The sequence below is a fragment of the Deltaproteobacteria bacterium IMCC39524 genome (assembly GCA_029667085.1).
Classification (GTDB): domain Bacteria; phylum Desulfobacterota; class Desulfuromonadia; order Desulfuromonadales; family BM103; genus M0040.
This window is the reverse complement of record JARUHJ010000008.1, coordinates 80,147-99,114: the sequence shown is the minus strand read 5'-3', so window position 1 is coordinate 99,114 and position 18,968 is coordinate 80,147. Positions and strand designations below refer to the sequence as shown.

15 protein-coding genes, 2 tRNA genes and 1 riboswitch are annotated in these 18,968 nt (G+C 52.4%); of the genes, 8 read left to right on the top strand and 9 right to left on the bottom strand.

Annotated elements, in window-relative coordinates; translation table 11 throughout:
* Nucleotides 1-154: 154 nt before the first annotated feature.
* The 7 genes from P9J64_16120 to P9J64_16090 all read right to left on the bottom strand — a co-directional run bounded on the left by P9J64_16120 (nt 155) and on the right by P9J64_16090 (nt 5,712).
* Nucleotides 155-1,213: a site-specific integrase gene (locus P9J64_16120; GenBank protein ID MDG5469848.1), complete on the bottom strand. Its 1,059-nt coding sequence runs from the start codon at nt 1,211-1,213 to the stop codon at nt 155-157.
* A 126-nt stretch (nt 1,214-1,339) separates the two neighbouring features.
* Nucleotides 1,340-1,425, bottom strand: a tRNA-Leu gene (locus P9J64_16115).
* Between the two features lie 92 nt (nt 1,426-1,517).
* A tRNA-Ala gene (locus P9J64_16110) sits at nt 1,518-1,593 on the bottom strand.
* A gap of 89 nt (nt 1,594-1,682) precedes the next feature.
* Nucleotides 1,683-1,997 (bottom strand): cupin domain-containing protein, encoded by a 315-nt coding sequence (locus tag P9J64_16105; GenBank protein MDG5469847.1) that lies wholly within the window; start codon nt 1,995-1,997, stop codon nt 1,683-1,685.
* Between the two features lie 132 nt (nt 1,998-2,129).
* On the bottom strand, nt 2,130-2,813 hold the full coding sequence (locus P9J64_16100; GenBank protein ID MDG5469846.1) for a hypothetical protein: 684 nt from the start codon (nt 2,811-2,813) through the stop codon (nt 2,130-2,132).
* A gap of 59 nt (nt 2,814-2,872) precedes the next feature.
* Nucleotides 2,873-3,766 (bottom strand): phosphoribosylaminoimidazolesuccinocarboxamide synthase, encoded by an 894-nt coding sequence (locus tag P9J64_16095; protein ID MDG5469845.1) that lies wholly within the window; start codon nt 3,764-3,766, stop codon nt 2,873-2,875.
* A gap of 2 nt (nt 3,767-3,768) precedes the next feature.
* Nucleotides 3,769-5,712, bottom strand: coding sequence for a SurA N-terminal domain-containing protein (locus P9J64_16090; GenBank protein MDG5469844.1), 1,944 nt, complete (start codon nt 5,710-5,712; stop codon nt 3,769-3,771).
* A 411-nt stretch (nt 5,713-6,123) separates the two neighbouring features.
* Here P9J64_16090 and P9J64_16085 point away from each other — a divergent pair, with 411 nt between their 5' ends.
* The 8 genes from P9J64_16085 to P9J64_16050 all read left to right on the top strand — a co-directional run bounded on the left by P9J64_16085 (nt 6,124) and on the right by P9J64_16050 (nt 14,208).
* Nucleotides 6,124-7,188 (top strand): rod shape-determining protein, encoded by a 1,065-nt coding sequence (locus tag P9J64_16085; protein MDG5469843.1) that lies wholly within the window; start codon nt 6,124-6,126, stop codon nt 7,186-7,188.
* 131 nt (nt 7,189-7,319) lie between these two features.
* Nucleotides 7,320-8,108, top strand: a complete 789-nt coding sequence (gene mreC, locus P9J64_16080; GenBank protein ID MDG5469842.1) for a rod shape-determining protein MreC — start codon at nt 7,320-7,322, stop codon at nt 8,106-8,108.
* Nucleotides 8,105-8,641: a rod shape-determining protein MreD gene (gene mreD, locus P9J64_16075; protein ID MDG5469841.1), complete on the top strand. Its 537-nt coding sequence runs from the start codon at nt 8,105-8,107 to the stop codon at nt 8,639-8,641. Before mreC ends, mreD begins: the two co-directional genes overlap by 4 nt.
* Nucleotides 8,631-10,499 carry a penicillin-binding protein 2 gene (mrdA, locus tag P9J64_16070; protein ID MDG5469840.1) on the top strand — a complete coding sequence of 623 codons (1,869 nt, stop codon included), beginning with the start codon at nt 8,631-8,633 and terminating at the stop codon, nt 10,497-10,499. The genes mreD and mrdA overlap by 11 nt, the downstream gene beginning before the upstream one ends.
* Before the next feature lie 3 nt (nt 10,500-10,502).
* Nucleotides 10,503-11,600, top strand: a complete 1,098-nt coding sequence (gene rodA / locus P9J64_16065; GenBank protein MDG5469839.1) for a rod shape-determining protein RodA — start codon at nt 10,503-10,505, stop codon at nt 11,598-11,600.
* Nucleotides 11,601-11,781: 181 nt separating this feature from the next.
* Nucleotides 11,782-12,807, top strand: a complete 1,026-nt coding sequence (gene amrS, locus P9J64_16060; GenBank protein MDG5469838.1) for an AmmeMemoRadiSam system radical SAM enzyme — start codon at nt 11,782-11,784, stop codon at nt 12,805-12,807.
* A gap of 78 nt (nt 12,808-12,885) precedes the next feature.
* A riboswitch (cyclic di-GMP riboswitch) is annotated at nt 12,886-12,966 on the top strand.
* An 89-nt stretch (nt 12,967-13,055) separates the two neighbouring features.
* Nucleotides 13,056-13,247 (top strand): hypothetical protein, encoded by a 192-nt coding sequence (locus P9J64_16055; protein MDG5469837.1) that lies wholly within the window; start codon nt 13,056-13,058, stop codon nt 13,245-13,247.
* A 151-nt stretch (nt 13,248-13,398) separates the two neighbouring features.
* Nucleotides 13,399-14,208, top strand: coding sequence for a class I SAM-dependent methyltransferase (locus tag P9J64_16050; protein MDG5469836.1), 810 nt, complete (start codon nt 13,399-13,401; stop codon nt 14,206-14,208).
* Nucleotides 14,209-14,312: 104 nt separating this feature from the next.
* Here P9J64_16050 and P9J64_16045 read toward each other — a convergent pair whose 3' ends face one another.
* Nucleotides 14,313-16,586 (bottom strand): HD domain-containing phosphohydrolase, encoded by a 2,274-nt coding sequence (locus P9J64_16045; GenBank protein MDG5469835.1) that lies wholly within the window; start codon nt 16,584-16,586, stop codon nt 14,313-14,315.
* Nucleotides 16,583-18,688, bottom strand: coding sequence for a PilZ domain-containing protein (locus P9J64_16040; protein MDG5469834.1), 2,106 nt, complete (start codon nt 18,686-18,688; stop codon nt 16,583-16,585). Before P9J64_16040 ends, P9J64_16045 begins: the two co-directional genes overlap by 4 nt.
* Nucleotides 18,689-18,968 lie beyond the last annotated feature (280 nt).

Genomic DNA, 18,968 nt, shown 5'->3' with positions numbered 1-18,968 from the left:
CTGTCGGGGGCGGTCATCTTCTGAACCATCAGGGTACGAAAGGCGGGGGAATATCTTGTTGGCATGACTGGTTGTCTCCTCTCTTTATTTATTTGAGGCGACAACTATGCTGACACATGGGGCCTGATGTGTAGGAATTAACGAAGGGATCTGTTTATCCTAAAAACTTTGAAGCCATCTTCTCCACGACGCTCGTGGTGTGTGTCTCTGATAGATGCGCATACCGTTTCACCATCTCCAAGGTCTTGTGTCCCAACACCTCGGCGATCTCCGGCGAGGTCGCGCCGTTCATTGCTAAATAAGAGGCTGTCGTGTGGCGCAAGTCATGAAACCGAAAGTCTTCAATCTTTGCTTGAGTCAATGCCTCTTTCCATGCTTTGCGAATATAGGCTGACTTGTCAGCTTTTTTGCCTGGGAACACATAAGGATTGTCCAAACGCCGAACCTTGGAAAGCTCTTTCAGTAAGACATGGGCCGGGCCGACCAGCGGTGCAGCACGGCGTTCATTGTTCTTAGTTTTATGTAGCAGGATGCGCTTTCGCTCAAAATCAACATCCTTCCAAGTGATCCCCATGATCTCGCCACGTCTCATGCCAGTTGTGAGAGCCAGAACAACCAAAGGGTAGAGTAGGGGCTCACTACTTTCCTTGCACGTCTCTAGAAGCCTGTCTCGTTCATCCTCGTCAAGAAATCGTACTCTTCCACGCGATTCTGTAAGTTTCTTGATACGGGTGAGAGGATTGAACTCCATCCATTCCCATTCCCTGATTGCCACATTGAAGAGGTGGGAGAGGGTTGCCGTGTAGCGATTGACGGTTGCCGGTGACTTGGGTGTGCCTCGGTTGGTCTTCTCTTTGGTGAGCTTGTCGCGGCACTCAACAATCATCGCGGCGTTAACGTCAGAGAGGAAGTAGTAACCGATATTGTCTTTCCACCAAGTGAGGTGAATTTTATGGTTGCGGGAGTTTTTAGGTCGGAGTGGTAGAACGTCTTCGGTGTAGCGGTCGATCAGGTCGGAGATGGTGTGTTTCTTGGCTTCTGCTGATTTGAAGTAGCGACCATCCTTGATCTCTTCTTCTGTACGAGCGCCCCATCTTTTCGCATCTGTTTTGCGGTCGAAGGTTGCTGATACAGGTGGATGACCTTTGAGGCGAACCAATGCCCTGTATTTTGTCTTGCCGTCTTTGCCTTTGCGCTCTTGAACCACTGCCATGAAAGCCCCCTGAAAGTCGTGGTTGGTCGTGATTTCTTGTGCACTACTGTACCACCAGTGTACCAAGGGGACAATTTAAAAAGAAAAAGGGAGTCGGCCATATTGGCTAACTCCCTGTTTTCTTTGTGGTACCGAAGGCCGGAATCGAACCGGCACGCTCGAAGAGCATCGGTTTTTGAGACCGACGTGTCTACCAATTCCACCACTTCGGCAAAGCGGAGTGCATTATAGGGTTTCGTTTTCCTACGGTCAAGAGTTATCACAACAAAAAAGGGCTACGCAATTTGCGTAACCCTTTGAAGTTTGGTGGAGCTAAGCGGGATCGAACCGCTGACCTCTTGAATGCCATTCAAGCGCTCTCCCAGCTGAGCTATAGCCCCAAACAGGTGCAGATTTATAGCAGAGCGGTATCAGGGTGTCAACTGATTTTTTACTCAGTTTCCCGTTGCCAACGCTACGGTAGAAGTGGTTATCTGTTTTTAAATTCACTGTCGCTTCCCGAGGTGCTGCGGAAGAGGGTGAGCAGCATCTTGAAACGTTTCACGGCCTTGACTTCGTGGGAGATGCCCCCGGGCATCAGAACAATCTCACCAGCAGAGACGCTGACCGGGTTGCCGCCGATGATGATTTCGGCCTCGCCATCGAGAACCTGTACGAAAGCATGGAACGGGACCGTATGTTCGGAGAGAGCCTGGCCGGCATCAAAGCTGAAAACTGTGAGGGTACCGGTTTCGTGCTGCAGCAGTGTGCGGCTGACAACAGCGCCGTCCTGATAAGGCGTCATCTCGCCCAGAGCGTATGCCTTGGATGGATCTACATGGATTTGAGCGGGTTGGCTGGACATAGGGTTCCTCCAAAAATGTTTAGTTGTTGGAGTTAGCTTAATGCATTTTTACGCGTCCGGCATTGACCGGTGTCAAGATTTTGGAATAGTGTCTGCGCCTTCTGGAATTTCGTTGAGCTTTTGCCAGAGTTGCTCGATGTCGCGGATCAGGCCGAGGTGCTCTGCGTTGTTAATTGCGAAGTAGAGTGAACCGAAGGTGTTTTTCTCATCTCCGAGTTTTACGTAAATCAGGGCAGCGTGGTACAGCAGTAAAGCTTTCTGGTCAGCATCTCGAACTTTCTCAAGGGCTTTATTAAGAAGTTCGATGGCCTCACTGTATTGGCTGGCCTGGTAGTAAAGGAAAGCCGCCAGATCAAGCTTCTCGATACTTCTCGGGGGGAGACGTGTAAGTAGTTCTTCTGCCTCATCGAGTTTGAACAGATGGTTGGCGTCGACCAGGGCCAAACGGTGCATAAGCTGTATCTGGTCAGGATCCTCTTCCGGTACCATTTTGAGGCCGCGCTCGTAGGTGCTGTGAGCTTCATTGTCCTCGTCGATGCGCTCGAGGATCTCGGCGCGGCGCAGGTAGTGACTGCCGACAGTCGGTTCTTTCCTGATGATGACGGCATATTCTTCTGCTGCCGCTGCATAGGCCTTGCTTTTAATCAGTTGCTCGGCACGGTTGATTATGGCCTCGACCGGACGTTTGTCCTCATTAACGGATACAGCTGCACAGCCACCTAGAAGCAGGGTGACGGTACAGCTGATTGCGATCATGAACCTGGTCATGCTAATCATTTTTGGCACTGCAAACCTTTCGAGGGATACTGCTGCGCTTAAAGGGTGATGCCAGTCAGTTTGAAGAGCGCTTCCTGGTACTTCTCCGAGGTCTTGTTAATGATGTCCTCCGGGAGAGGTGGGGGTGGTGCCTGTTTGTTCCAGTCAAGGGTCTCCAGGTAGTCGCGGACGAACTGCTTGTCGAAGCTTTGCTGGGGGCCGCCCGGCTTGTATAACTCCTGAGGCCAGAAACGTGAAGAATCAGGTGACATCGCTTCATCGATCCAGATCAGGCTGCCGTCGGGCATAGTGCCGAATTCAATCTTGGTGTCAGCGATAATGATACCCTTGTCGCGGGCAAAGTCGCGTGCACGACTGTAAATTTCCAGGGTTTTGTCACGAACCTGTTCGGCGATCTCTTGACCGCAGAGCTTGATAGTCTCTTCAAAAGAAATGTTCTCATCGTGCTCGCCGAGCTCAGCCTTGGTCGAAGGCGTGAAGATCGGTTTTTCCAGTTGCTCGCTTTCGAGCAGCCCCTCTGGCAAAGCGATGCCGCAGATGCTGCCGTTTTTCTGATAATCTTTCCACCCGGATCCGGAAACATAGCCGCGAACAATGCATTCAACCAGTAGTGGCTTGGCTTTCTTGACCAGCATGCTACGACCTTCGAGCTGGTCGCGGTAGATGTGGGTTTCTGACGGGTAGTCACTTACATCGGTAGCAACAATGTGATTTGGAACAATGTCGGACATCTGGTTGAACCAGAAGATGGAAAACTTGTTGAGAACCTGCCCTTTCTTCGGGATGCCTTCATTCATAATGACATCAAACGCGGAAAGACGATCGGATGTGACGATCAGAAGATGTTCTCCAAGATCGTAGATGTCGCGGACTTTGCCGCGATTGACCATCTTCAGGGTAGGCATGTTACTTTCGAGGACAATAGAACTCACGGTTATTTCTCCTTGTTGAGCAGATCCTGTATGCGGGGTGCGATAACGATTGTTGCTGCACTGCGGAGCTCTTCGAGGCGATTTGCGACCGCCTCGTTCTGCTTGCGGCTGAGAATCGTTTTCTGCAGTTCTGCACGCTTGGCTTCGTCCAGCAATGTCACGTCAGCAGCGATCCGCTCCTTGACTTCGACGACAACGAAGCGTTTCTGAATCTCGAAGAGTTGATCGATCGCAGTCTCACCCTCCTTAACCTCGAAAGCAGCAGTTGAAAGCTCCTCCGATGTGCCAAGGCGTGGCACAAAGGGACTGTATGTGCGCGTGAATTCGCCGGTCTCTTCGACCGTGTACTTGCCCCTTTTTGCCAGCTTCACAAGAGACCCACCATCGACCAGGTCGGCAACCAGTTCTTCAGCGGCCGCTTTTGCAAGTTTGACAGCTTCCGTGGCCTGGTAAGATGCGGTGACCAGATCTTTGACCTCGTCCAGTTCAGGAATGTGACTGGCGACGCGTTCTTTGAGGGCAAAGAGGATGATGCCGTCATCCGTAGCCACCGGTTTGGCCAACGTGTTCTCTTCCAGAAGATGGGCTGCGTTGATGATCTCTGCGTTGCTTCCTATGCCGTCTATGTAACCGTCACGGGCGAAGAGACCGGATTCTTTGAGGCCAAGCTCATTGGTCGTGGCTGCGGCTTCAAGATCGCCCGTTTTGCGATTGATGTTGTAGGCGTCCATCGCCTTTTCGAAGGCCAGTTGCTTGGCTTTTTCCTGGCGCAGTCCGGCTTTGACTTCGTCCATGGACTCTGCGAGAGATCGTACCCCTGGTTCGGTGTACTCTTCCACCTTGATGATGTGGTAGCCAAAGGTTGTCTCAACCACTTCGCTGATATCCCCCGGTTTCATGTTGAAGGCTGCTTGCTCGAAAGGCTTGACCATGGAGCCGCGGGTAAAGTAGCCGAGGTTGCCTCCCTTGACGGCGCTTGCCGCGTCGTCGGAGTTCACCCTGGCGAGTTCGGCGAAATCTTTCCCAGCCTTGACCTCTTCAAGCAGCTTTTCGGCGAAAGCCTTCTTCTCTTCGCGGACCGTTTCATCAGTCCCTTCATCAACCTTGATCAGGATATGCGAGGCCTTGATCTTTTCGAGAATCTCGAACTGGTCGAGGTGGCGACGGTGATACTTTTCGAGCTCGTTCTCGTCGAACGTCACTTCATCGATATAACGTTCTGGAACGAATTGCAGGTAACGCAGGGACACCATTTCGGGGGTGCGAAAAACTTCCTGCTGCTCGGCAAAGTAGGTGGCCAGAGCTTCATCAGTCACCTTGACCTTTTTCTCAAAGGATGCCGGCGTCAGGCTGACATAGTTAAGGTTGACCTTCTCGTTGTTGTTGCGAAACTCTTCATCGATCTCTTCATCGGTGACCGTAACGCCAGCTTGCAACTGCTCACGTACCTTGGAGGTTATCAGTTCGCTGCGTTGCATCGCTTCGAACTGCTCGCTACTCAAGCGCTGGTAGGCGAGGACCTGCAGATAACGATCCTTGCTGAAAACGCCATTCTCCTGAAAGGCCGGGATGTTGGCGATGGCGTCGACCAGCTCCTTGCCGCTGATCTCGATCTGCTGACGTTCTGCTTCATCCTGCAGCAGCACCTGGTCAATCAGGCTGTCGAGAGTTTTCTCGGCGAGCTTCAGCTGCTTTTCGAGAGCCGGCGTAAACTGGTCCTGGTAGATGTTCTGGTAGACCTGGTAGAGGTTACTGTAGGTGGTCTGGAAATCATTGAAAGCGATGGTCTTGCCGTTGACGATTGCTGCTTCAGCGCTTTGGTCTTCACCGGCGGGCCCTCCGGGCGAGGAGAGCATGGCGTAGCCGATGACGAAGCTGAGGATGATGATGGCAAAGGCAATTTTGATGATGATTGATTTCTGTTTGTTACGCACAAAATCGAGCATGAGTTGAATGTTCTCCTCGAGTGGAAATTTATGTCATTTGGCCATTGATCGTGCCATCCATTCTTGTCGTGTCACGGATAGAGCGAAGGCCTCCAAAGCAATAGGGCCGAATGTTAGACAATCGTCTGTGTAAATGCAACAGTTTTCCTTTCTGGTGAATCTGGACATGCAGGTATTTGGTTTGATCTAAGTTGCTGAAATTAAATGTTATTGCGTGTGTTGGCATTGTTTGAAGGGAGGGCGTCGATATTTTTGAGAGGCGAGGGGGCATTAACCTCGGCGGTTTTTTCTCGTAAGTTGCCATAAGAATAAGGTTTATCTCTTGAAAAGCCGGGGTGCTTTTGCTAGTGTTAACAACATTTTCCAGCTTTAGTTAACTCATGGATCTCCTGAAAGGAGTTGCCACACATTATGGTCAACTTGTTTGATGCAATTTTAGGTATGTTCTCCAACGATCTGGCGATCGATCTTGGCACTGCGAACACTCTCGTTTATCTCAAAGGTAAAGGGGTGGTCGTCAGCGAACCATCTGTTGTCGCGGTACAGAAAGATTCAGTCGGGCAGAGGAAGGTCCTGGCTGTTGGCACCGACGCAAAGAATATGCTCGGTCGCACTCCCGGCAGTATCGTTGCCATTCGTCCTATGAAAGATGGCGTCATCGCTGATTTTGATATCACCGAAGAGATGCTACGTTACTTCATTCGTAAAATCCATAACCGCAAAGCGTTGGTTCGTCCCCGTATCGTCATTTGTGTCCCCTCCGGGATCACCCAGGTCGAAAAGCGTGCGGTCAAGGAATCTGCTGAGTCGGCCGGTGCACGTGAGGTTTACCTGATCGAGGAGCCTATGGCTGCTGCGATTGGAGCCGGTCTGCCGATTACTGAAGCTTCTGGCAATATGATCGTCGACATCGGCGGTGGAACCACCGAGGTGGCTGTTATCTCCCTTGCCGGCATCGTTTATGCGAAAAGTGTTCGGGTGGGTGGCGACAAGATGGACGAAGCCCTGACCCAGCATCTCAAGCGCAAGTACAATCTGCTGATCGGCGAGCGCACCTCGGAGCAAATCAAGATCACGATCGGAAGTGCCTACCCGGATGGCCCTTACTCGCCGGAAGAGGGTAGGGTCGACACTATGGAGGTCAAAGGTCGTGACCTGGTAAGCGGTATTCCCAAGACCCTGGAAATCGGTGCCCAGGAAATTAGGGAGGCGCTCTCCGAACCGATCAATGCAATCGTTGAAGCCGTAAGAATTTCATTGGAAAGAACTCCACCGGAGTTGGCTGCCGATATCGTTGACAAAGGTATCGTCCTGGCCGGTGGCGGAGCCCTATTACGTAACCTAGACCAGTTGCTTCGTGAAGAGACCGGGCTGCCTGTCGTGATTGCCGAAGACCCTCTCTCCTGTGTTGTTCTGGGGTCGGGGAAGGTTCTGGATGAACTGGATCTGCTCAAGCAGGTCACCGTGGCCTCTTAATCGTCCTCGGGCAAGGCGGGCACTTCTTTATCCGGTAACCGCTATGGTTTTGCAGTATTTAAAAGAGGGCATTTCGCCCTCTTTTTTCGTGGAATTGAAGCATGTGGGAATGGTGGCAAAAAAATAGACCTTTGTTTCTCGGAGGCGTGCTGCTCTTGGTCGCCTTGCTCTGGTATTCTGTCAGCCTGCGCCAGCAGGAAGAAACTAATTTTATCGAGAGCGTGGTGTTGCGTTTGACCGGGCCGGTACAGGTCGGCTTCGACAATATGATTCTGGGGGTTGCCAGTACCTGGGAACATTACCTTTACCTGGTCGACACGGCAGATGAGAATCGCACATTGACTGAAGAGAATCGTACCCTGCGCGCGGTTTTGACACAGAGTGACGAAGTTCGTCTGGAGAACAAACGCCTGAGACTGTTACTCGACTTCAAAGAGACTCAGGACATTGATACACTGCCTGCTCGTGTGATTGCCGAAGACGCGTCCAGCTGGTTTCGGACTGTCATGATCGACAAAGGTCAGGAACATGGCGTTACCGAAGGGATGCCGGTGGTTGTCGCCGAAGGCGTCGTCGGTCGCGTTGTGCGCAGTAGCCCTCGTTTCTCACGAATTCTCCTGGTAACCGATGCTTCCTCGGCCGTTGCCAGTCTGTTGCAGGATAACCGCGCACGCGGGGTCTGCCGGGGACAGGGTGAACAGCTGGTCTTTGATTTTGTGCTGCGTCAGGAAGAGGTCAAGGTCGGTGACCGGGTCGTCACCAGCGGTATGGGCGGAGTCTTCCCCAAAGGCCTGGTCGTTGGTAGCGTCAGCAGCGTCGAAAGACAGGAGTTCGGACTTTTTCAAGCGATTGAGGTCATCCCCTCCGTCGACTTTTCCCACCTTGAGGAGGTTCTGGTCCTGCTGCGGGGGCCGCAATGAACCGCACCCTGATTTATTTTGCCCTGGCGGGGATCGCTATCATCCTGCAGACGGTACTTCTACCTCTGGTTCTTACTGGAGATTACAAACCTGACCTGCTTCTGATCCTGGTGGTTTACCTTGGCCTGCATGAGGGACCATGGAGTGGCGGGGCCCTGGTTTATCTCATGGGTTGGTTCTACGACGGCGTCGCCGGTGCCTTTCCTGGCCTGCATGGTTTTGTCCTGCTCGGTATTTTTCTTGCGGTGCGTGCTATTGTCACCCGGGTTAATACAGAAAGTTCGCCGCTTTTGTTACTTCTGGTTCTCGCTGGAACGATTCTTGACTCGATCCTCACTGCCTTTGCCCTCGATTTTTTCAGTCACGCCGCCCGGATCTGGCCGCAAATGGCCTGGCATCTGCCGGTGCAGCTATTGCTGAATTTTATTGCTGCTCTGATCCTGTTGCGGATCAGCGTCTGGTTGCAGCGGACCTTCATGCCGCGTAAAAAGCTGCCCGGCCTTCGCAAGCTTGATAGCCGTTATGAGTCTTAACCCGCCTCCCGAAGAAACTCCCGGACTACGACGCCGGTTTGTTGTCTCCTCCGTAATCATTGCCGGAGTTTTCTTCATTCTTGCGCTTCGCCTGTGGTTTTTGCAGGTTCTCGGCGTGGAACATTACCGTGATCTTTCTGAGCGTAATCGCATCCGCTACGTAGCAATCGAGGCACCACGAGGTGCTGTATTCGACCGTCACGGTGCTTTACTGGTTGATAATAGACCGGCGTTTACTGTTTCAGCCCTGCGCCAGGAGGTTGGTGATCGTGAGAATCTCTTCGCAACTCTCTCCGCGTTGCTTGACGTGGATGAGGAAAAGCTTGCAGAGCGCTGGAAAGAGGGGCAACGCTTACCTCGCTATCGACCTTTGCCGTTGCTTGAGGATGTCGGCCGAGAGGCGATGGAAAAGGTTCAGGAGAACTCTGTTGACTTGCCCGGAATCCTGGTTGAGGTCAAGCCGTTTCGAGACTACCCGCACGGTGAACTGGCCGCTCACCTGACTGGCTATCTTGGCGAGGTGACAGAAAAAGAGCTGGGTAAGCCAAGTTTCGAGGGTTATCGCTCCGGTGAAATGGTAGGTAAGACGGCTCTTGAGAGGATGTTTGAAGATCGGTTGCGCGGCACCGCCGGACAGAAACGGATTGAAGTTAATGTCCGGGGGCGGGAGCTTCGCCAGGTGACCACGCGCAGCCCATTACCCGGGCAGAGCCTTTACCTGACGATCGATACGAATTTGCAAAAAGCGGCAGAAGAGGCTCTTGGCGATCAGGCTGGCGCCGCGGTCGCTTTGGATGTTAATAACGGTGAAGTTCTGGCTTTTGTGAGCCGCCCGACCTTTGATCCTGCCTGGTTCGCCCGCGGAATCACCAGCGACGAGTGGCGTGAACTGATCGACAACCCCAGGCGGCCGATGACCAACAAGGCCTTACGCGGTCAGTACCCTCCAGGTTCTACCTTCAAAATGATTGTCGCACTGGCCGCTCTTGAGGCCGGCACCGCGACTCCTTCCACCACATTTACCTGCAACGGTAGTTTTCAGCTCAACAAGAGCTTCGAATATCGCTGCTGGAAGAAAAGAGGTCATGGTAAGGTTGATCTGCATAAAGCCATCAAGGAAAGCTGTGATGTCTGGTTTTACCGTGTCGGCCTGGAAGCTGGGATCGACAGAATCTCCGACGCGGCGACCCGGATGGGCCTGGGTCAGAAGACCGGGTTTCCCTTCGGGGCTGAACGCTCCGGGCTGATCCCGAACAGAGCGTGGAAGAAGAAACGATTTGGCACCAGCTGGTATGACGGTGAGACGGTCATCTCTGCGATTGGTCAGGGCTTCGTTTTGACGACTCCTCTGCAACTGGCCACCATGACTGCAGCCCTCGCCAACGGTGGTACGGTCTGGAAACCACAGATCGTGCAGAAGATCGTGGATCTTGAAGGTGCCACCGAATGGATGCTTAAACCTGAAAAGCTGAATGTAACGGCCTGGCCGAAAGCTGCGATCGCAGCGGTGCAGAATGCCATGGAATCTGTCGTCAACGATGTTGGCGGGACGGCCTGGCGCAGTCGTCTGGAAAAGGTCCGGTTCTCCGGTAAAACCGGCACGGCCCAGGTAATTCGTCGTCAGGATGACGATGAAGAAGAGCTGGAGGATGATGAGATCCCTTATCGGTACCGGGATCATGCACTCTTCGTTTCCTATGCGCCGGCAAAGAATCCGCAAATTGCCATTGCAGTGGTTGTCGAGCATGGCAGTCACGGCTCAAGTGCCGCCGCGCCTGTTGCTAAAGCCATGTATGACGCCTACTTCAAGGATGTGAGTGATAACGAAGAACCTGTAAAGGTTGTCTTCAGGGATTGAGCCATGTTTGACAGACGTTTGATCACAAATTTTAACTGGACATATGTTTTGCTGATTCTGTTGATTGCAGTCATCGGCATCGCCAACATGTACAGTGCCACATCATCCTGGACCACCGCGGCCCAGCCTGTTTATGTCAAACAGTTCTACTGGCTGGGGCTGGGGTTGGTGATTATTGTTCTCGTTTGCCTCCTCGATTACCGCCACCTTGAGTATTTAAGCTTTCCACTCTACGGTGGCAACTTGCTGCTGTTGATACTGGTTCTGGCTGTCGGCAAAACCAGCATGGGTGCGACACGATGGATCAGCCTGGCCGGTTTCAACGTGCAGCCGAGCGAGATCATGAAGATCGTCATCATCATCGCCCTGGCGCGGTTTTTTAGTGATAAGGCGCATCTGCGTGGTTTTTCGCTGAAGGAACTGATCGCTCCGGGCCTGCTGCTTGCGGTTCCTGCTCTGCTCATCATGAAACAACCTGATCTTGGCACCGCCCTGCTGGTGTTGTGTATCGGCGGCACCATGGCTCTTTTTGCCGGGATTCAGCGCAATGCCGTTGTCTTCCTGGCGGTAACAGGTTTCGCTGCCGCAGGGGGCGGATGGTTCCTTTTGCACAATTACCAGAAACAGCGCATCATGACCTTTCTCAATCCGGAGCGCGATCCTCTGGGTGCCGGTTATCACATCATTCAGTCCAAGATTGCTGTGGGCAGTGGCGGTATCGACGGAATGGGCTTCATGAAGGGAACCCAGTCACAGCTTTCTTTCCTGCCTGAGCGGCATACCGACTTTGCTTTCTCTGTCTTTGCCGAAGAGTGGGGACTGATCGGCTGTCTCCTGTTGCTGTCGCTCTATTGCCTGATCGTTATCTGGGGGCTGCATATTGCCTTACGCTCCAACGATCGTTTCGGCATGTATCTCGCCATTGGTGTCTCGGCCATGCTCTTCTGGCACATTGTCGTCAACCTCGGCATGGTGATCGGCCTGCTACCGGTCGTCGGTGTGCCCTTGCCGCTTTTTTCTTATGGTGGAACCAGTATGGTGACGACTATGACCGGGGTCGGTTTGCTGATGAATGTGAGTATGCGGCGGTTTATGTTTTAGGGGCTTGGTACAAGGTTCGCGGTACGAGGCACGAGGAAAGTCAAAAACAAAACAGCTTGAAGTGTTTTTTCTTGTCGTCAGCCTTGCTCGTCCGACGTCCCACGTCCCACGTCCCACGTCCCACGTCCCACGATCCACGATCCACGAACCACTTCTTTTTTGTTATAATGTCCCCATGACTATCCATCCCGCAAAATTCTGGGAAGCGCTTGACGAGGGCAGGGTCCGTTGTAACCTCTGCCGCTTTCACTGCGTGATCGCTCATGGCCGACGAGGGCGTTGTGGTGTGCGTGAAAACCACGAAGGTGAGCTCTTTTCCCTGATTTACGGTCAGACCGTGGCTGAAAACATCGATCCGATCGAGAAGAAGCCCCTCTATCATTTTTATCCTGGCTCCAACAGCCTGTCGCTCGCTACTGTCGGCTGTAACTTTCGTTGCCTGCATTGTCAGAACTACGAGATTTCCCAGTGGCCTCACGAGCGCTCCGGTATCCCTGGCACGAAAACTTCTCCGCAGGATGTTGTGCTTCGTGCTGTCGAAAGCGGGTCGGCGAGCATCTCCTACACCTACACCGAACCAACCATCTTTTACGAATACGCCTATGATACTGCGGTCCTTGCCAAAGCTGCCGGGGTCAGGAATGTTTTTGTCACCAACGGCTATATGACAACTGCTGCCCTGGAAGCGATCGCCCCGTATCTCGATGCTGCCAACGTTGATTTGAAAGGCTTTTCGAACAAGGCTTACAAGGAAGTTACAGGCGCGTCTCTTAAAGGCGTCCTCGATTGCCTGCGCGATTACCGGCGACTCGGCATCTGGCTGGAAGTTACCACTCTGGTGATTCCTGGGCATAACGACAGCGAAGATGAACTGAAACAGATTGCCAGCTTCATTGCCGATGAGCTCGGTCGAGACGTCCCCTGGCACATCTCAGCCTTCTATCCCACTTACAAAATGCTCGATCGCCCGGCAACGCCGGTGACCGCTTTATATCTGGCTCGCGATCTCGGTCGACGTGCTGGCTTGAAGTATGTCTACCTGGGTAACGTTAACGATCCCGGTGCCAGCGATACCATTTGCCCTGCTTGCGGGAAAACGGTCATTCGTCGGCAGGGCCTGCGGTTTGTTGACACGGATCTGACCGGTAATCGATGTAATTTTTGTGGCTATGAGATCCCCGGTGTGGCCCTGGCTGGAAACGAATAATTCTTCGATAGACGAAAATTGGTTTTTTTGTGAGAAGAATGTGAGTATTGGTATGATATAATCTAAAAAAATCAAACTCTCAGATAAGAGCAAACCTGCAGCAACGCTGGGACGCAAAGTAACGAGTCCGCTGAAGTGGTGGATGGTCGTGCTACCGAAGAGAGTGGCATAGAGCAGAAATTATGGCACCCTTTTTCAGTTTATCGAAGAGGGGTGTTTTTGTTTGTGAGACGGAAAGGGGGCTGTAGATGAAATCTTTCGTTCTGTTTGCGGCCTTGCTTGGAGGCTTTGGTTCCCTGATTTATCAATTCTCTTTTTGGTCTGTTGTTGGCATGGCTTATATGGTTGCAATGGCTCTGGTTGTGTTGATTGCCTTTGCCTCTCGGGCTAATAACAAGGGGTTGAAAAAGTCTCGAGCTGCTGACTCACAAACTTTATGAGTGAACCGTTTTTTTTCTTTCGGTTAAACAACGGTGCAGTTCACATTTCTGTGGCATATGGCACAACCATATGCTTGAAAATTCAAACCTACTTATGCTTGGTCTCTATTCCGTTGCATTCCCGCCATTTGATCGTTAACATCCCATCACCATGACAACTGACTTTCTCGAATATATTATGGAAGATGCCCAGGAGATTGAGCGTCTTGAACTCAAGACCGATCCGCAGGCGGTGCTTAAGCAAGCGCAGTGGGCCGGCCTTGCTCCCGGCATGCGTGTTGCCGACATTGGCTGCGGGCCCGGTTTGACTTCGCACCTCCTGTATGATGCCGTGCAGCCGGCAGGGCAGGTGATTGGTGTCGATTTTTCTGGGGATCGGATTGAGCATGCGAGAAATCGCTATCAGCAAAACGGCTTGGTTTTTCAACAAGAAGATTTTTTCGGAGATCTGACCGCGCTGGGACACTTCGATTTCGTCTGGGCACGTTTTGTACTGGAGTTCCATCGCAGCCGAGCTACTGAACTGGTTGCAAAACTCAGTCGTCTGGTCAAGCCCGGTGGTGTTCTCTGCCTCATCGATCTCGACTATAACTGCCTGAGCCACGACGGCTTGCCTGAGCGGGTGAATGCTACGATTCAGGATGTGATCAAGGGTCTGGAAAAAAGGGCTGATTTTGATCCCTACGCAGGGAGACGTCTCTATGGCCACCTCTTTGATCTGGAATATCAAGAGCTTCGACTCGACATGTCGAGCCATCACCTTATTTATGGTGAGCTCACTGAGGTTGAGCGTTACAACTGGGAGCGCAAAGTTCTGGTTGCTGCGAGACGCTCAGGATGTGATTTCTCACTTTATGGCGGCGATTTTTATGCGTTTGCTGAAGAATTCACGACATCATTTAAAAACTCTCGCCGATTTACATATACGCCGTTGATCTGCTGTTGCGGGAAGAAGCGGTAAGTTTCTATAGTACATTTATATAATGAGAGGGCCTGAAGCAGATTCTGCTTCAGGCCCTTTTAAATTTGTCTGTTGCTGTAAAGCTCTGATGGTCCAACAGGCTGCTAGTGGGTGAGCCCGCCATCTACCTGGGCTATGTAATTGTACAAGGCTTCTGCAGCCGGTTGCTCAACCTCAGTAAAGTGGACGCCGTTACCTGTGGGGAAGTCCGGTTTGGCTTTTTTGCAGTTGTTGTTGGTCCAGACCACCTTTGCCAAGGCTTCGATCGGTGGTGCATCGACACCCGGCAAGCTGAAGTGCAGCTTGATAATGGTTCCTTCCTGAACAGGTTCTGGTACGCTGACAAACATTCCCTCGGTGCTGAGATCTTCCGAGAGACCGTTGGTTGCATGACTGTTGGCGCGCAATGAAACATTGGTTCTGCAAGGCACGCGCTTTGGGCGGTTGATGTCGCAGCTTGGGAAGGGACCCTGTTGTTTCTTGTGGTAGCGGATAAAGGCTTCGACGATTTGCGAGTCAAAGCGGGTGCCGCTATGTTGGCGCAGAAGCTTGTAGGCAATGTCTGTGGGCATCGGGTCACGGTAATGACGCTTGGAGGTAATGGCTTCGAAGAAATCAGCAACGGAGATAATCAAGGCCCCGAGGGGGATGTCGTCGCCTTTGAGTCCCCAGGGGTAGCCTGTGCCGTCGATGTTCTCATGATGCGCTGCTGCAATCGAAGGGATGTTGTGGTAGATCCCGTCAAAGTTGATCCCCTCGAGGATGTCCTTGGTCTTGCGCGTGTGAGTTTTCACGATGTCGTATTCTTCTTCCGTTAACTGTCCTTCTTTTTTGAGAATCGCGTCTGGAACGCCGATCTTGCCATAATCGTGCAGCAGGGAGGCGACCCGTATCCTTTCGGTCTCCTCTTCGCTGATGTTCAGAGTGTTGCAGATGCCCACGGAGTACTCTGTGACTTTTTTACTGTGCCCTGCGGTGAGCGGGTCACGGGCATCAATGGTGGCGGCCAGAACTTCGAGAGTCGAGTGGAATTGACGCTCCTTGGTCTGCAGCAGGTCAGCGTTTCGAATGCTGATTCCCAGCATTGGTGCGATTCCCATCAGCAGACTGACATCACTTTGCTGCAGCGGTCTTTTCGATTTGAGGTTGTCGACGGCCAGCAGGCCGATCGACTTGCCTTCGCAGATAATCGGGCAACAGATAAAGGAGTGGGCTCCCAACTTTTCAATCAGCGACAGGCTGCGTGACGAGAGCTTGCCGTGCAGTTCCCGAACGTCATCAATCAAAAAGGGCCGTTGTTCATGGAATGCAACCACGAAGACCCCTCGTGAACTCGGCTTGTTAAGGTGGAATGCGATGCTGTTGAGCATGCGCAGCTGTTCACTGTTGTAGCCAAAGCCGGTACGGAAGAGCAATTGGTCACGATCCTTGTTGGCGAGCATGATCATGCCGCGGTCGAAGTCGAGCCGTTTCTTGAGGACCTGAATGACGTTGGCGAGAATCTCGTCGACTTCCGTCGGGGCACTGATCGCCTGGCCGATTTCGTTGTTCATCAGGGAGTTGCTGTAGTTGATGTTCATCTGTTCGATCAGTTTTTCACTTGAATCGAAGAGGTTGTCGAGGCTGCGGCGCAGTTCCCTGTTCTCCTTGGTGCGTGCCGTGTAGGAGAGGGCGGCGATCGTGGCTAGTGAAGCGGGTATCAGGGTTTGTGCCGTCAATGCCGGGTTCCAGAAGGTTGCTGCACCACAGGCGCCTGCCAGGGTAAATGCTGAGATGTCACGGGTTTTGCTCCACAGGTCGGCTGCCGAGCGCTTCCAGCTGATCACGTAACGGCAATGCTGGCCGCCGTCGAAGAGGCATTCTGGATGTTCGATGATTGGCATCTTGTCGTTGAACATCATGCAAATGGCTTCGAAGAAGCCCATGCGGTTTTCGCATTGGAAAACTTTTTCATCGATCCCGGGGTAGGGCGTGACCACGACTTCAACGCTATTGTCGCTAATGCGTTTGGACTGATATTGAGCGGAACGGGTGAACTTGCTGGCAGCGTTGCGAATCAAGCCGAAGGCGTGTGCCGGGCCGACCAGACCGAGGATATATTGGCGCATGGCCCCTATGGCTTCCGGCGAAGCAGAATAACGACCAGCATCGCGGGCTACTTGAGGGTTCCCTGTTACTTCGACGGCTTTTGCATAAAAACGGTCAATCTGTGACTGGGTGAACCAGTGGGATTGGTCCGCGACCTCATAGCCTTGCATGCCAGCATATTCAAGAGCTATGGAGGTATCGATGTCAGGATGCTTCTTCTTCAACAGTTTGATGTACGTATCGATGATACGGCTGTTGTATATCAGGTCCTTGGATAGTTTCGGCGTCATGATGTAGATTCTTCCTTGCTTCTGTTTATGCGCTTGAAATAATTGCCGCAAAACTCGAAATAGGGGTCAAGGTGCCCACAGTTGAGCACCCAGAGATTGTATTGTTTCTCAATATCGATTGACTGGCTTGCCGCATAGTCTGGCGGGTAGCTTAAGATCGGCACCTCGTCATGCGGGTACTTGGCGGCCAACATGGAAATCGCCGTAAAAAAAGCCTCGCGAGGCAAAGCTTTGTTGTCAAGAACGATCACCGTGATGGCGTTGGTCAGGTTGGAGAGGTTCAACCCGATCTCCGTACGCAGGAGCATGAAGAGCGCAATGGTTGTGCCTTCTTTCTGCAGGGCAAATAAAGATTGCTCGCGCTGAAAACCGGCCTTTTCATAGCTCTTCTGCAGTGAAGAATCCGGCTGGCTCTCAATTTTGAGGTCCATCCCCTGCAGCATCAGCCCTCCGGATTTGTTCTGGTAAAATGCCTCCAGATCGAGCAGGTCTTCTTCTTTTGCCGGCGTCAGCTCCCAAGCCCCTCCATCGCGCCACTTGAGATCATATTCCTTGCGATAGTGGAAGTAGTCAAATGTGTCAACGGAGCAGTTGGAAGGGTCATCGTAATGTTTGGCGACTCCACCGAAGATGCGTTGCGGAAACCTGTTCTCCGGCCGGAAAAAGCACATGACGTAATCCATGTGTGCCGAATAGAGCGCCTGGGCTTCGTTGACGGCTTCACCGACCAGTTGTAGCGTCTCCATGCCAGCCTTGCGCGAATGAGTGCGGTCGGCTGCGTGATGGTGGATCAGCCAGGAGTTGTTGAACTGACGGAGCATCGCCATGTGGCCGACGATCCTGCTGTTCTCCTGGTAAATGAAGTGGCGGGCGATCTCCGGAGCAGAATCGTAGAGTTTGCTGTAAGTCTCCTTGAACTCTTCCTTATAGTCCTTCAATGATAGATACTTCTGCGGGTAGATAAAGCCGCTGGAGAAAAAGAACTCCCAGAGCTGGTCAAGGTCGATCTTCGGACAAACACCTTTGCTGCGGTCGTCGGCGCGGTGCAACAGTGACATGAGACGGGTATGGTCGGAGACTTCCATGTCAAGGATGGCCAGGCCACAGCGTAAGGGCGCGTCTTGGTCAGAATCATCGAGACTCTGGCAATAGACGACCTGTGCCTGGCAGGCCAGACTGAACGAATCTGCAAGGCGCAACTCGAGTTTTTCCAACAGCATCCCCGGCAAGAGCTGTGCTTCCTGGGGTGCTTCTGCTACAGCCATGCCGGCGCCTGAGAGATCCGTTACATCGAGTCGAATCAGGTTCTTTGTCAGTGGATGAATAAAAACAGCTTCCGGGGCCGGGCGAAGAGCCAGGCGGCGATTGCGATGTTTCTTTGCCGGGAAACGGCTTTGCTGGGCAAGAGATGGTTTCACCACGACCGTATGTTGGTCACGTTTGCCGTGACTGCGCAATAGCTGGCCTGGAGTTGAAAGCAGTGTCTGCCCTGACTGGGTGAAGATCACGGTGAGCGGCTCTTCCTGCTTCAGCCACTGAAAGGTTTGAGGCGGCTTCGCCTGTAGCTCCAGGCGAAAAGCCGCTGCACTGAAGTCTTCCAGGGTGCCGGAGAAACTGGCTCCGTTTTGTATAACGTTGACTGCGATATCAGCGCAGAAGTGTCTTCTGATTCGGCGGGAAGTCAGTTGGTGACAGACTTCCGGAAGGTGACAGGTTAAACCATTTTCGATCAGGCTGGCTTTTTCCAGGGCCACTTGCAGAATATGGTGACCGTGAGGAACTTCCAGGTGGCGCAGTTCAAAATCTCCACGGCCGACGCCTGGAGGCAGCGTGGCGTCCCAGAGGCAAATGAAGTTTTCGTCGGCACAAGGTTCCGGGATGGCTTGCAGCCGCAGGCTCCGACCATTTTGTCGGTGAGTGAGCAGAACCGTTAAGGCCTCTGATTGAAAGTGCAGGAAGTTAAGCCGGTTGATCAGCGTTTCTCGGCTGATTTTCCGAGCGGATTGGTTGATTGGAGTGACAGGTGCTTCATGTGCATCGTCCGAATGTCGATGCGTCTTTCTCGTGTTTCGGGTGGTGCTTTTCAGGTCAGTGCTTTGCACAGATGTTCCTGGTTGAAGTCCTAGTGAGCAGACCCTACCATCTGCCAATTCAAGCTCACCCATAAGTTGGGTCAGAATGTTTACTAATTGCACTATAGTTTAATAAAATTATGCACAATTATATGTAAATTAAAATAATAGTCAAGAAGTTATATTCAAATGTATCCCTTATATTGGGACTGTTTTTCGAGTGGAGGCTGGGGACTGGGGACTGGGGACTGGGGACTGGAGGCTAAGGTTTAAGGTTTAAGGTTTAAGGTTTAAGGTTTAAGGTTTAAGG